This window comes from Rhizobium sp. R711 (assembly GCF_002211365.1).
In the GTDB taxonomy this organism is placed as follows: domain Bacteria; phylum Pseudomonadota; class Alphaproteobacteria; order Rhizobiales; family Rhizobiaceae; genus Rhizobium.
In genome coordinates this window covers 59097-73531 of the sequence record NZ_LOKZ01000001.1, presented here as the reverse complement: position 1 = coordinate 73531, position 14435 = coordinate 59097, and the positions used below count along the sequence as shown (strand labels likewise).

Here is a 14435-nt window from a genome sequence, read left to right as displayed (position 1 = left end):
GATTCTTGTCACGACCTTCGATCGCGATGAGGAAATCGCTCCTGCATTCCCCCGGGGCGATCGATGGCGATGCACGCCGCACTCGAGGCTGCGACGCCCGCCCGCGGCATGGCCACTTGATTGCGGCCAACAGGCAAAGCTTCGGCAATTTCTCGAGAAGAACGACCAATCACAGGAGGATGACCGTCTAGTTTGAAAAAGTCACGAACCTCGTCCGCGGCAATGACGGAGGATCGCGTTTCCGGCCCATGCAGGCCGTTTTCATGTTGACAAAGACGCACCGCCTGGCGGTGCATGGGAGGAGCCTGAAAATGAAATTGCATTTGACAGCATTCAATCTTTCCGTGGCATTCGCAGTTCTTGCCTGTTCGCAAGCGATTGCGCAAAGCGAGAAGCGCGACGTCACAATCGTGCTGGCCGAGACCGTCGACGTTGTCGAGCCGTGCATGGCAGCGCGCCAGGACGTGGGACGTGTGCTTTCCGAGAACGTAAACGAGATGCTCGTGGAGTTCGACTACACGAACGGCGGACTGAAGCCGCGGCTGGCGACGGAATGGAAGCAGATCAGCCCCGAGACATGGGAATTCAAGCTGCGGCCGGGCGTTAAGTGGCACGACGGAAGCGAGTTCACTGCCAAGGACGTCCAGTTCACGGTCGAACGCAACAAGAACAAGAAACTGAGCTGCGAAGTCGGCGGCAAGTATTTCGGTGGCACCCAGTTCAAATTCGAAAGCCCCGATCCGCATACGATCCGGATCACGACGAATCCCCCGCAGCCGATCCTTCCTCTCCTGATGAGCATCATGCCTGTTGAATCAGCGGCGGCGACGCCGGCCGGCGAATTCACGCGCAAGCCCATTGGTACCGGCCCATATGTTTTTGATAGATTTGATGTCGGCCAGTCGATCGTCTTGAAACGCAACCCGGACTACTGGGGTGACAAGCCACAGGTCGAGCAGGCGAAATACCTGTTCAGATCCGATAGTGCAGTGGCGGCGGCGATGGTGGATGCCGGTGAAGCTGACATCGTTCCCGCCGTGTCCGTCCAGGACGCCACGAACAAGGAGGCCGATTTCGCCTATCCGAATTCCGAAACGACGTCGCTGCGTATCGACACGCGCGTCGCGCCTCTCAACGATCGACGCATACGTGAGGCGATGAATCTGGCCATCGACCGTCAGGGCATGCTGGGAACGCTGTTTCCAGAACAGGCCAAGATCGCCACGCAGCTTGTTGTTCCCACTACCCTGGGTTACAACGCCGACATCAAGCCTTGGCCTTACGATCCTGAGAAGGCTAAGAAATTGATCGAGGAGGCCAAGGCAGACGGAGTTCCCGTCGACAAGGAAATCCGCATCATCGGACGTAACGGACAGTATCCTAACGCAACCGAAGCGATGGAAGCAATTATGGCGATGCTTCAGGAAGTGGGTCTCAACGTCAAACTGGACATGTATGACGTGTCTGTCTGGAACAACTACTTTGTTGCGCCCTTCGTCGCCGACGCCGGTCCGACCCTCACGCAGTCGCAGCATGACAACGCTACCGGCGATCCGGTTTTCACCGCCTACGTGAAATACGCCTCGGACGGATCCCACTCGATGGTTCGCGATCCCGCGGTCGATACGCTGATTGCTCAGGCGACTGAAGTAACAGGCGACGAACGGACCAAGCTCTGGAAGGAGCTGTTCGTAAAGGTCAATGATGAGATCATCGCGGATATTCCCATGTTCCACATGGTCGGGTTCACTCGGGTTTCGCCAAAACTTGACTTCAAGCCAACGATTGCAGCGAATTCGGAGCTGCAGTTGGCCCAGATCCGCTTCAAGTAGCAACATAAAGAGGAGGCACGCCCACAAGCTTGCCTCGTCCTTCTGATTGAAGGTGGAGCATTTCATGCCCTTGATTGACCGGAACCATCTTGTCTCCTTTGCTGAACGACTTCTTGGCGGCGCGGGAATGGAGCAGGACAAGGCGGCAGCGACCGCATCCATTCTCGTCGAAGGCGATATGATTGGTCATGAGACTCATGGGGTCAGCCTGCTGCACTGGTATGTTGAGGCGCTGGAAGACGGATCCCTCTCAGGGACGGGTTCCTATGATGTGGTCAGTGACCGAGGGGCCGCGTTCGTCTGGGATGGAAATCTCCTGCCAGGGGCATGGCTTTTGACGAAGGCGCTTGATCAGGCATCCGAGCGCGTGCGTCAGTACGGCATCGTCTCTGGCGCGATCGGCAATTGTCACCATACTTGTGCGCTGTCGGCCTTCATGCGGCAGGTCACCGAGAAGGGACTGATCGTCCAGCTCTCGGTATCCAACCCGGCTGCAAGCCGTGTCGCTCCTTATGGAGGGACGCGGCCGCTTCTTACCCCGAACCCGATGGCCGCAGGGTTCCCAACGTCGGCAGATCCAATCCTGATCGATGTTTCCTGCTCGATCACGACGACGACCATGACGCAGAGCCTGGCGAAGGCGGGCCAGGCCTTTCCAGAACAATGGGGCCTGACCGCGTCTGGCGAACCAACGGCCGATCCGAGGGAAATTACCGAGCGGGGCGGATCCATGATGCCCCTTGGTGGGCGGTTGAAAGGTCATAAGGGTTTCGCTCTAGCCTTGATGGTCGAGCTGTTGGGGCAGGGTTTGTCCGGCAAGGGGCGCGCAAATACGAAGCCTGGCGCCCTTGCTCAAAGCGCCTTTCTCCAGGTGATGGATCCCGAGTTCTTCGCGGGCGTCGATGCTTTCACCGAGCAGTCGAACTGGTTGGCGACGGCATGTCGCTCGAATCCTCCCGCAGCATGGAATCGAGACGGTGTTCGCATGCCGGGCGACAGCGCCGCTCGCAAGCGCCGCGAAGCCGTTGACAACGGCGTGCCCGTCTCGGCAGCGACGTGGGAGAAGCTCTGCCGCGACGCCGACCGCCGAGGCGTTGCCGTGCCGACAGTCCTATCGGCCTGAGTTCACAAATCGAGGTGCTCAGTTTAGGCCAGGAGATGCTATTGTGCAGCGCGTAGCGATCATAACTGGAGCCGGTTCCGGTATAGGCCGGGCGGCCGCGGTTGCCTTGTCACGACGTGGGTTCAGCCTCGGCCTAGCCGGGCGGCGGCTGTCAGATCTCAATGAGACGGCCGGTATGTGTGACGGCGAAGCATGGTGCGAGGCTGTCGACGTCCGGCATGCCGATGAGATCGCGCGCTTCTTCTCGACCGCCGCGCAGCGCTGGAGCCGCCTCGATCTGCTCTTCAACAATGCGGGCACGAATATCGCGGCCAAACCGATACATGAGCAATCGACCGGCGATCTGTCCGACGTGATCACGACGAACTTGCTGGGTGCGATCTTCTGCGCGAGGGAGGCGTTCTCCTGGATGTCGCGGCAGTCTCCCCAAGGGGGGCGTATCATCAACAATGGTTCTGTCTCGGCATACGCTCCGCGCCCATTCAGTCCGGCCTACACGGCAGCAAAGCACGGCGTCACAGGGCTGACAAAAAGCCTGAACTTGGACGGTTGGAAGTTTGGTGTGACTTGTTGCCAGATCGACATCGGCAACGCTGCGGTTGCAAGAACAGAGCAAATAGCAAAGGGGGTGCTTCAGGCAAACGGGACCGTCGCGTCCGAACCACGGATAGACGTCGAACTTGTTGCAAGACAGGTTGCCGACCTTGCCGATCTCCCGTCCGATGCTGTCATTCCGTTCCTGACGATCATGCCGAATGGAATGCCGCTATACGGCCGTGGCTGAAATGGCGGTGATCAGGTAGAAGCCGAGGAGAAGGTGTCCCCCTCGGCTTCGTCCTTGTTACCTGTTGGCGCGGGCGCGCCAGTCCGCGTAACGCTGCTCGTATTCTTCCTTCGTTCGCGGATACAGACCGATGATCGGCTCGCCGCTCCTTACCTGTTCCAGAACAAAGTCTTCGTAGCACTCCATTTCGGAGCATTCGTCCGCCAGCTCGTCGGCGAGATCGGCCGGAACAACCATGACGCCATCTCGATCACCTACGAGGACGTCTCCGGGAAACACCGCGACGTCGCCGCATGAAATCGGGACATTGATGTCGAGCGCCTCGTGGAGCGTCAGGTTCGTCGGCGCCGAGGGCTTGGCGTAATAGGCCGGCATGTCCAGGGCCCCGATCCCTTCTGCATCGCGGAAACCGCCGTCCGACACGACCCCCGCCGCTCCGCGCAGCGCAAGTCGCGTGATAAGAATGGAGCCGGCAGTCGCCGCCCGAGCGTCCTTGCGCGCATCCATAACAAGCACATGACCGGCCGGGCACGTCTCAATCGCTACGCGCTGCGGATGGTCGGCGTTACGGAAAACGGTAATCGGATTGCGGTCCTCGCGGGCAGGAATGTATCGCAGCGTGAATGCCTGGCCTACCATGGTTTCGGCTTTCGGCGAGACGGGGACCACATTTTGGATGAACTGGTTGCGCAGCCCGCGTTTGTAGAGGGCGGTGGCGATGGACGCCGTCGAGATCTTCTTGAACTTCGCGCGGGTTTCGTCGGAGAGTGCGTAGTCGGTCATGGTCACCTCAAAAGATGTCAGGTTCGCCCGCTGCGCGGCCGAAATCAGTCTGGAGGAAATCGAAATCGCAGCCCTTGTCGGCCTGCGTCACGTGGCGAGAGAACATCCAGCCCCAGCCGCGCTGGAACCTTGGCTCGGGCGCTTGCCAGGCCGCTTTACGGCGTGAAAGCTCCTCTTCGTCGACAAGCATGTCGAGGCTGCGGTTCGGCAGGTCGAGGCGAACGGTGTCCCCGGTCCTTAACAGCGCCAGGGGACCGCCGATGAAGCTCTCCGGCGAGACGTGAAGGACGCAAGCGCCGTAAGAGGTGCCGGACATGCGCGCGTCGGAGATACGAAGCATGTCGCGGTGACCCTTTTTGATCAGCGCTTTCGGAATCGGCAGCATGCCCCACTCCGGAAAGCCAGGGCCGCCCTGCGGGCCTGCGTTGCGCAGCACCAGCACATGGTCGGGCGTGACGTCGAGATTTTCGTCGTCGATGGCCTTCTTCATCTCGGCATAGCTGTCGAAGACGAGCGCGGGTCCCTGATGGACATGATATTTGGGGTCGCAAGCCGCCGGCTTGATGACCGCGCCGTCCGGGCACAGATTGCCACGAAGAACGGCAAGCGACCCTTCTTGGTAGACGGGGTTGCTCAACGGGCGGATGACGTCGTCGTTGAAGACTTGCGCGCCTTCCAGATTCTCGCCCATCGTCTTTCCGGTCACGGTTAGTGCCGAGAGGTCAAGGCGGTCGTCCAACTGCTTCATCAGGGCCCGAAGACCTCCTGCATAGAAGAAGTCCTCCATCAGGTAGTCCTTCCCCGACGGGCGGACGTTTGCGATAAGCGGTGTTACGCGCCCCAGTTCATCGAGATGCTCGAGCGTCAGGTCGACGCCGGCGCGCCGTGCCATTGCGATCAGGTGCACGACAGCGTTCGTCGAGCAGCCGGTGGCCATCGCCACGATCGCGGCGTTCCGGCAAGACGCTTTTGTGACGATCTTGTCCGGTGTGAGATCGTCCCAGACCATCTCCACGATCCGCCGTCCGCAAGCGGCGGACATACGCTGGTGGTTCGCGTCGACGGCAGGGATGGAGGAAGCGCCGGGCAGGGTGAGGCCCATCGCGTCGGCGATAGCCGTCATCGTGCTTGCAGTTCCCATCGTCATGCATGTCCCTGCCGAGCGAGCGATGCCACCCTGGATGCCGAGCCATTCATCATCGGAGATGTTGCCGGCGCGACGTTCGTCCCAGTACTTCCAGGCGTCCGAACCCGAGCCCAGGATTTTGCCGGCATAATTGCCACGCAGCATCGGCCCCGCAGGCAGGTAGATCATAGGGACCCCTGCGGAAAGCGCGCCCATGACCAGGCCGGGCGTGGTCTTGTCGCAGCCTCCCATCAGGACGACACCGTCCAGGGGATGGGAGCGGATCAATTCCTCCGCCTCCATCGCCAGCATGTTTCGATAAAGCATCGAGGTCGGCTTGGTGAAGCTTTCGTCGACGGACAGAGAGGGCATCTCGACGGCGAAGCCACCAGCCTGCGCGACGCCGCGCTTGACGTCCTGAACGCGTTCCTTGAAGTGGGAGTGGCAGGAGTTCAATTCCGACCACGTGTTCAGGATGCCGATTATTGGCTTGTTGCGGAACTCTTCCTCCGCGTAACCGAGCTGCATCAGTCGAGAACGGTGGCCGAAGCTTCGCAAGTCGTCCGGCGAGAACCATCGCGCCGATCGCAATTCATCAGGTGTCTTCTTCGTCATGAGTTCATTCCACATGTCGTGCTTGCTGAGGCATGCGTCGCAAACACCACGCATGCGTTTGGAGATGTCATGGCCCGCCGCCAGCGGGCCGCGATTATTCCTTCATTCCCCACTTCTGGATCGTGTGGCGCTCGAGCGTCTGGAAGACGAGGTTTTCGACGATGAGACCGATCACGATGACCGTCAGCAGGCCAGCGAATACTGCGGGGATGTCGAGCAGGTTTCGGTTCTCGAAGATGAACCAGCCGAGGCCGCCCTGTCCGGAAGAGACGCCGAACACCAGTTCGGCGGCGATCAGGGTTCGCCAGGCGAACGCCCAACCGATCTTCAGGCCGGTCAGGATAGAAGGGAAGGCAGCCGGGATCAGGATCCGGCTCACATACGAGAAGCCGGTGAGACCATAGTTCGCGCCCACCATACGCAGTGTACGCGATACGCCAAGGAAGCCGGAATGCGTGTTCAGGGCAACCGCCCACAGCACGGAATGGATGAGCACGAACACCAGGCTCGATGCGCCGAGGCCGAACCAGATCAGAGCGAGCGGCAGCAGTGAGATCGCTGGAAGCGGGTTGAACATCGCTGTCATCGTCTCGAGAAAATCGGTGCCGATGCGGGTGTTGATCGCGAGAACCGTGAGAATGGCGGCGAGTACCGTACCGGCAGCATAGCCCATCAGCAGGATCTTCAAGGTCGTCCAGATGCGCGACGGCAGCGTGCCGTCCGCGAACCGATCGACCAGCGTGTGAAACGTGTCGGTCAGCGTCGGGAAGAGCAGCGGATTGTCGAGGTGAACGGCGTAAACTTGCCATAGCACCGCCAAAACGACGATGATCAGGGCCTTTCGCAACGCTCCGATACCCCATACGACCTCGAAAGGCGAAAGCTTCTGTTCGACAGCAGCGATATTGCCATGCGGGGCGCCGGCGCCTGCATTGCCCTCGGCAAGTAGGATCTGTGGCTTGGTCATGTCTCTACTCCCGGTGACCTGGCTCTGAGAAGAGCAGATCGTGGATTTCCTTCTCCAGCGCGGCGGCACTGCCATCCTCGTTGGATGCGGCGTCGGCGTTGACAACCTCGGCCTTGACGCGGCCCGGATGCGGGGAGAGGAGAAGAATCCGATTGGAAATCTTGATCGCCTCGGCGATCGAGTGGGTGACGAAGATCACCGTGAACTTGGTGTCCTCCCAGAGCTGCAGAAGTTCATCCTGCATCTGGCGGCGGGTGAGGGCGTCGAGCGCCGCAAATGGTTCGTCCATCAGCAGGATGTCCGGCTGCATCGCCATGCCGCGGGCGATCGCCACGCGCTGCTTCATGCCGCCCGAAAGGGTGTGCGGGAAGCTGTCAACTGCGCGGGTGAGCTTGACCTTGTCGATATACGACCTGGCTATCTCTTCGGCTTCCTTCTGCGGAAGCTTCCGTGCCACAAGCAGTGGGAACATTACGTTCTGCAGAACCGTCTTCCACGGCATCAACTGGTCAAACTCCTGGAAGACCATCATCCGGTCCGGGCCGGGCTTGCTCACCTGCCTACCGTTGATCGTGATCGTTCCAGCCGCCGGCTTCATATAACCGCCGACGGCCTTCAGAAGCGTGGACTTGCCGCATCCCGACGGCCCGAGCAGGACGAAGCGGTCGGACTGACAGACATCGAAACTGACGCCTTCCGTTGCCGTGACCAGCAGGCTCGGCGTCTTGTATCGCAAGGTGACCTTGTCGACGCTGAGAAGCGGCGGCCGTGCTGGCGTTTCGGCTAGGCTTTGCCCGGCCGTGACGGTCACTTGTAGCATTGCAAGAATTCCTTATGTCCTTGATGTCCTTGCGCCGGGCACCAGCGCGACGAGCGCGCTGGTGCGTTCCAGCGCCTCAGTTGCCGTTTAGATCAGCCGATTCCGGAAGGTAGTAGTCCGTCCAGGCAGCGGGCATCGTCTTGAGCGTGCCGATCTTGTGCAGATGGGTTGCGAACTTCATCGTGCCCTGGGGATCGGTGCGATAGTCGTCGATGAAGCCGGGCTCGTTGAGGATCGACATCAGATCGTCGATCGAGGTCTTGTCCCCGGACACCTTCTTATAGGATAAGAGCGCGGCCTTTGGATCTGCCTTGATGGACTGGATGGCCTTCTTGGTCGCTTCGCGAACAGCCTTTACGAGCGTCGGGTTCTTTTCAGCAAACCCGGTGGTCGTGAAGAACGTAGCCTGCGTGAGCCCGCCGCCAAGGATCTCCCGGGAATCGGTCACGCGGTGAACGCCCTTCTGCTTCAGTTCGATGTACTGGAAGGGCGGTGCGGAAAAGTGGTTCTTTACTTCGTGATTGGGATTGGCGATCGCCGCGAGCGCATCGGGATGGCCAAGCTGCACCGTGTTGGCATCGAACTTCTTGACCTGGTCGTCACCGTATTTTGCAGCAGCGGCGATCTGCAAAAGGATGGCCTGCGTCGAGACGCCGACCGTCGGGACCGCGATCTTGTCCTGGGGCGTGATGTCGTCGAGCGACTTGATGCGGGGATCGTTCGAAACCATGATGACGGGTTGGGCGGAGCTTGTGATGATACCCTTCACCTTGCCCTTGGTGCGATCCCAAAGAAGAAGTAGGTTGCCGGTACCGGTGTTGACGATGTCGACATTGCCAGCGAGCAGCGCGTCGGTCTGGGCACCGCCACCGCTGAACGTCCGCCATTCGACGGTAACGCCCTTGACGCCGAGAGCATCGGCCTCCTTCTCGATGAGCTTCTGCGTCTCCATGACGTGGCTGGCGAGATAAAGAATGCCAGGCTGCCTGGTGATCGCAATCGACGTCTTTTCCTGCGCGACGGCAGGAAGCGCCATCCCCACGACTGCAGCAATCGCGGCAAGACCGCGAGCGAACTTGGACATGACTGTCCTCCCAAAATGATTAGCTCGAATCCGCGCCTCCTTGCGCGGTCGAGTTATTAGTACACTAAAACATCAGTGCATCAACACAAAATATGCGCTATGTAATGTCCTGACTGAATCGGAGACGGCTTATGGCGACGAAAACAGGGTTCCTCTTGCTCGACCGATCGAGGCAAGTTGCGGTGCAAGTACATGAAATTCTTAGGGAGAGGATCCTGACCGTCGCGCTCGAACCGGGAACCGTTCTCTCCCGCGCAACTCTCATGGAAGAATTTGGGGTGAGCCAGACCCCCGTGCGAGACGCGCTCCTTCGGCTCCAGGAGGATGGTCTTGTCGACATCTTTCCCCAGTACGCAACGCGTGTCTCCCGCATCGACGTCGATCACGCCAGACAGGCGCAGTTTCTTCGGCTTTCCGTCGAAGTCGAGGCGGTTCGGCGATTGTCGAGGAGCTCTCCGAAAAAAACCGCTGATGCGATGGATCGCGTTCTTGGGCAGCAGCAGGCGGTCGCTGATCCCTCGACATACGACACGTTCGACGCCCTGGATCGAGAATTTCATCGGGTGCTCTATGAGCAGAGCGGAAACACTCTTCTGTGGAGGGTCATCCGTCAGCAGAGCGTCCATCTCGACCGGCTCCGCCGGCTGAATCTTCCAATGGAAGGCAAGATCCAATCGCTTCTGCAGGAACATCGCGCAATAGTCGATGCAATCCGAGAAGGGGACGAGGAGGAGGCTGTCTCGGCTCTTCGTAGACATTTGTCAGGAACGCTTTCCATCATCGATGCGATCCGAGCGAAGTTCCCGACGTTCATGTACGATCCGGCGTCGCCGGAAACGCAGTCTAACGTACGGGCGGGATAGGCATGGGCGCCGTAAAATGGTGGCGCATAGCCGTTGGATGGAAATTCGCCCACCGGTGAAGTCCACTTGTCGCCCGCGTTGTCGTCTCGGTGATACATGCCCGCAACGACGTTTTGGCCATCTGCTGGCCCTCAGGGGTCGTCACCCCAGACGAACTCGGTACGATCCAGCCCGCCGCGGCCGGCGAGCTCCTGCTGGCCTTCACAGGGTTCCTTTCCGGCCCATTCCGCATAGGCGACGACCGCGTCCTGAAAGGCGATACCGGGTGATCAGGCAGCCAGCCACTCGCCGGTCCATTCAAATCGGCCGGATACGCGGTTTCTTGAAAACACACGAGGCGGGCGCAAGCATATCTGCCGAGCAAGGCATGCCGAATGCCCCTTTGGTCGGATGGGATGCCGGAAACCGGCGCCCATGCCGCGAGGGTGTCAGTCATGTCTCAGACCGATTGGGCGGGTACAACGTGTTCACACACCGCCCCCGAGGGAACGAAACGGTCCCAGCACGCCGCTCGCCCTTTGAATGAACCGCCCAATCACTCAATCTCCGACATTGAACATTTCGGCCGCGTCGGGCAGCACGGTGTCCGAGTGCAAGAGCAACCGCACGGCGTCCTGCAGGATGAGGGGAGGAGACATCTCAGAGGCGAGCTCGATGACCCGCGCCTGCAGTTTCTGCACCATGTCGGGGTTCTGATCGGCAAGGTTTGTGGTCTCCGACGTATCCTTCGAAAGATCGAAGAGTTCGACTTTCGGGGGCAACGTCGTCTTCCACACCAGCTTCCAATCGCCCTGGCGCACGGCGGCCGTCATTGGTTCGATGTTGTAGACGATCTCGGTGCGTGGCGATGGCTTTCCTTCGCCAAGCATCGGCCACATGTCCATCCCGTCCAGCGGCTTGTTCTTGCCGAGCTCAGCGCCGGCCAGAGACGCCAAGGTCGGGTACATGTCAACCACATGCATCATTCCGTCGGCCGTGCCAGGCTCGATCTTTCCCGGCCAGTTGACCAGGCCAACGACACGCGTACCTCCTTCATAGGTCGTCCCCTTGCCCTCGCGGTAAGGACCGTTGTCGGCCGGAAGCTTGCCCTTGACGTCGCTTTCCCCCGCAAAGAAAGCATTGACCACACCGCCGTTGTCGCTGTGAAAGACAATGAGCGTATTGTCGCGCATGCCACGCGTTTCGAGAGCATCGACGACCCTGCCGATGCCGTCATCCATCACCGAGATCATCGCTGCATAGTTTCGCCGGCTCTCGTCGGCGATATGGCTGTTGCGTTCAAGATATTCCTTCGGCGCCTGGAAGGGCGTATGCGGCGACGTGAAGGCCAGATAGAGGAACAAAGGTTTTGACTGACCGTGCCCGTTGATCACTCGCACGGCTTCGCTAGCGAAGAGGATGTTGTCGAACCCTTCCTCCTCGATGGCGTCGTTGTTCCGGTACCAGTCCGCATTACCGTTTGCCGACTTGTGCGTGAAGTGATCGATCTCGCCAAGCAGAGCACCATAAAATGAATCGAATCCGCGTTGGCGCGGCCAGAACGCCGTTTTCGCGTGACCGAGGTGCCACTTGCCGCTCGCGGCGGTGGCATAGCCTGCCTCCTTCAGTATTTCCGGCAAGAGATAGTCGTCGAGCGCCAGACCGTAGGTACCCCCTTGGGGGATGACGGCGGTCTGCAGGCCGTAGCGGAACGGGTAGCGGCCCGTCATGAACGCCGCCCGGGTGGGCGTGCACATTGGCTGGGCATAGTATTGCTCGAGCCGGGCGCCTTTCTCCGCCAGTTCGTCGATGTTTGGCGTCTTTATGTCAGAGCCGTGAAATCCGACATCCTTCCAGCCCAAATCGTCGGCCAGGATGAAAACAATATTGGGCCTGGCCGACTGTGCCAACGCGGCCGTTCCGGAAGCAAGCACGGCGGCCAATCCGCGCACACCAACCCTGCCGGCAAGTTGAACCGCCGCCAGCGAGCTGCCAGTCGTGAGCATTGCCCGGCGCGTAAGCCTTTTTTGGCCGATATGACCGCCCTTGTTATCAGCGTTCTTGTCCATCAGTTCTGTCTCCCCCTTGCACAGCGGTTTGTCCGGCATTTCGCGCAAGCACAGTTTGATGATTGTCACCCCTCAAGGTATGGCTGTCCTGAGACCCAAGTAAAAATTCCGGGCTGGCGAGCTTTAAAAATGCCCCTCGCTCCTATCTCTGTATCAAAGCCCCTGTGCCACCCGGCACATGCGCGCCGACCTTCGCAGGCTAGCATATTGCGGCGGCGCCCGAAATGAAGGCGAGGGCCGGCAAACTTTCCTCAGTACTTGTTCAATCCGAGAGTTCCCGCGACGGTCATGGAAAGCGAAATGGTGTTACCCGGGTTGATCCCGTCGTGCCTCGCTGCTGGGCCGGGTCGGCCGGCGCTTGGCATTGCCATCAACTTCGCTCACCGTCTCGCTCGGCCTTGCTGGCGAATAGGTGGCGTTGACATTGCCGAGCTGCCCTGGCCCCATTCTCTGGGAGATTTGCAGAACCTTCAGCGCGCCGCAGCACAGAGCCATTTCGACCGCCTTTCAAAAACCTGCACCAATGCAGAAGATGAGATTTCGAGCTGATCCGGTTCGATATTGGCGTAACCTCGGCGGGTTCCACAAACCGCTCCGTCGTCAGCGAAAATCTCGACGATGCCGCGGTCATGAAATAGACGAAGGTCATCCCCGCCACCAAGCTCCGCCACATATCGGATCGAGCCATCGTCCTGGGCGAGCCGGATCGAAAGGATACCGTCGGCGACGATCACCTCGAAGGCAAGTTCGCCGCTTTTCGTCGCGATCAGCTTGCTGCCCTGCAGCGGTCCGCAAAGCCGGATCTCGATTGGACCGCTCGGCAGTGGGTAATCACCGCTTTGCTCCTCGGCGACAGGGATGGCGACAAAGTGCTCGTCGACTTCGATCGCTGGCCGCATGCATATCTTCTTCTTGTCCTCACTGAGACTTAGAACACGGGGCAGGGACATCTCACCGGAATAGGCTGAGCCGGCTGGCTTGCGGTCTTCCCAGTTGAAAAGCCATGCAAATGCGATCTGACGCCCTTCTGCTTCGAAACTCTGCATTGCGTAATAGTCAGTCCCGAAATCCAGCAATTGCAGCTCGGGCCTGTCAGGCACGAACTGGTCGTCGGTAAACTCACCGATCAGGGCATAGAGGAGATTGTGACGCCGCGTCATTGGTTCGATATGGCCCACGAAGCCCATGATCAAAACCCACTTGTCCTGCAGCCGAAAGAAGTCCGGGCATTCCACGGCGCGGGCGCCTTCTTTGCGGAAATTGACGGGCGCGCGATAAAGCGGGCCCAGATATTGCCAATCGAGTTCATCGTCGGAGCCATAAAGCAGCACCGCCGGATCGCCATCAATCGATGCCCCAAGGATCATCCGATAGGCGTTGGCTGCTTCGTCCCACCAGACTTTCGGATCGCGGAAATCATGCTTCACGCCTTCCGGACGGATCTCCAGCACCGTCGTGATCCGCTCGGCCTTGATGAGGTCGCGGCCGGGTTCGGCGATCTTCTGGACTTCGCGGTAACCGGTAAAGAGATCGTAGGCGGGCAAGCGCTCCGTGTAAAAGAACTTTATCGTCCCGTCCCGATCCCTGAACGCGCTCCCCGAAAACGCCCCGCCGGTCGCACCAAGACGGGGAAGGTTCTGTTCCGGTCGCAAGAAGACCGGCATGTGAAGCCACGCACATAGGTCGCGGCTGGTGGCATGCCCCCAATGCATGGGGCCCCAATCCGTGCCGCCTGGATGGAACTGGTAGAACAGATGCCACACATCGCCAATCTTGCACAACCCGTTAGGATCATTCATCCAGTTTTTCACGGGCGAGAAGTGCAGGCATGGCCGTTGCGGGTCGGCCTTACACCAGTCGTCGATTTCGGGTCCGGTGCGCTCGACCAGTTGTTCCCCGAATTCTAGAACCGTGATACCGGTGTTTGAGACCGACCGCGGATTATAAGCATAGGCCCAGGTGAATTCTGTTCCGCTTTCATCCCATTCGAACTCAACCGCCCCCGCCTCGCGATGATGGTAGCTGTAAAATTCCGAAAACTCCGAGAAGCGTTTTACCGCCCACAACACCTGGTCACCCTGCAAAATGCGAAATTGGAATTCGTCCAAGCCCGGTTTCTTCGATCTTGCCCAGAATTCAATCCGTGTCCCGAGCTCCAGTCGCATGTCTTGCCTTCGCATAGTCTTCTCCCGAAAGCGGATATTGTCTAAGAATGGCGCAGCTCAGGCCTTGGTCCGAACCGGGCGGCTCCACGACGTTGACGGTGCGGTGATCCCGGCCGATTTCGGTTAGCGGCTGCGTCGAAGCGAAAAAGCCGTCGCCCGCGGCTTCAAAGTCCAAGCGACACCGAAGGGCGGGAACAGCTTTGCTTCGTCAGTCTTCCACTTGAT

12 protein-coding genes are annotated in these 14435 nt (G+C 59.6%); 4 read left to right on the top strand and 8 right to left on the bottom strand.

The features are described from left to right. Positions 1-311 precede the first annotated feature (311 nt). The 3 genes from ATY80_RS00320 (at position 312) to ATY80_RS00310 (ending at position 3739) form a co-directional block, all read left to right on the top strand. On the top strand, positions 312-1832 hold the full coding sequence (locus ATY80_RS00320) for an ABC transporter substrate-binding protein (RefSeq protein WP_088691430.1): 1521 nt from the start codon (positions 312-314) through the stop codon (positions 1830-1832). 64 nt (positions 1833-1896) lie between these two features. After that, positions 1897-2955: an Ldh family oxidoreductase gene (locus tag ATY80_RS00315; protein WP_088690532.1), complete on the top strand. Its 1059-nt coding sequence runs from the start codon at positions 1897-1899 to the stop codon at positions 2953-2955. A gap of 43 nt (positions 2956-2998) precedes the next feature. Then, a complete protein-coding gene (locus tag ATY80_RS00310) occupies positions 2999-3739 on the top strand; it encodes an SDR family NAD(P)-dependent oxidoreductase (protein ID WP_245306720.1) in 741 nt (246 codons plus the stop codon). 57 nt (positions 3740-3796) lie between these two features. Here the strand turns inward: ATY80_RS00310 and ATY80_RS00305 are convergent, their stop codons facing one another. The 5 genes from ATY80_RS00305 to ATY80_RS00285 all read right to left on the bottom strand — a co-directional run bounded on the left by ATY80_RS00305 (position 3797) and on the right by ATY80_RS00285 (position 9134). Continuing rightward, complete coding sequence (locus ATY80_RS00305; protein WP_088690531.1) at positions 3797-4522, bottom strand: ribonuclease activity regulator RraA; 726 nt, start codon at positions 4520-4522, stop codon at positions 3797-3799. Between the two features lie 7 nt (positions 4523-4529). Then, positions 4530-6263, bottom strand: coding sequence for an L-arabinonate dehydratase (araD, locus tag ATY80_RS00300; protein ID WP_088691428.1), 1734 nt, complete (start codon positions 6261-6263; stop codon positions 4530-4532). A gap of 94 nt (positions 6264-6357) precedes the next feature. After that, entirely contained in the window at positions 6358-7230 is an 873-nt protein-coding gene (locus ATY80_RS00295) for an ABC transporter permease (RefSeq protein ID WP_088690530.1), read from the bottom strand. A 4-nt stretch (positions 7231-7234) separates the two neighbouring features. Then, positions 7235-8050 (bottom strand): ABC transporter ATP-binding protein, encoded by an 816-nt coding sequence (locus ATY80_RS00290; protein WP_088690529.1) that lies wholly within the window; start codon positions 8048-8050, stop codon positions 7235-7237. A gap of 76 nt (positions 8051-8126) precedes the next feature. Further along, complete coding sequence (locus ATY80_RS00285) at positions 8127-9134, bottom strand: ABC transporter substrate-binding protein (protein ID WP_088690528.1); 1008 nt, start codon at positions 9132-9134, stop codon at positions 8127-8129. Positions 9135-9265: 131 nt separating this feature from the next. Between ATY80_RS00285 and ATY80_RS00280 the strand changes: the two genes are divergently transcribed. Further along, complete coding sequence (locus tag ATY80_RS00280; protein ID WP_088690527.1) at positions 9266-9997, top strand: GntR family transcriptional regulator; 732 nt, start codon at positions 9266-9268, stop codon at positions 9995-9997. 131 nt (positions 9998-10128) lie between these two features. Here ATY80_RS00280 and ATY80_RS28475 read toward each other — a convergent pair whose 3' ends face one another. The 3 genes from ATY80_RS28475 to ATY80_RS00260 form a co-directional block, all read right to left on the bottom strand. Next, a complete protein-coding gene (locus ATY80_RS28475) occupies positions 10129-10257 on the bottom strand; it encodes a formylglycine-generating enzyme family protein (RefSeq protein ID WP_141105536.1) in 129 nt (42 codons plus the stop codon). 279 nt (positions 10258-10536) lie between these two features. After that, entirely contained in the window at positions 10537-12045 is a 1509-nt protein-coding gene (locus tag ATY80_RS00270; RefSeq protein WP_088690525.1) for an arylsulfatase, read from the bottom strand. Between the two features lie 470 nt (positions 12046-12515). Then, a complete protein-coding gene (locus tag ATY80_RS00260; protein ID WP_088690523.1) occupies positions 12516-14225 on the bottom strand; it encodes a glycoside hydrolase family 32 protein in 1710 nt (569 codons plus the stop codon). Positions 14226-14435: the final 210 nt, after the last annotated feature.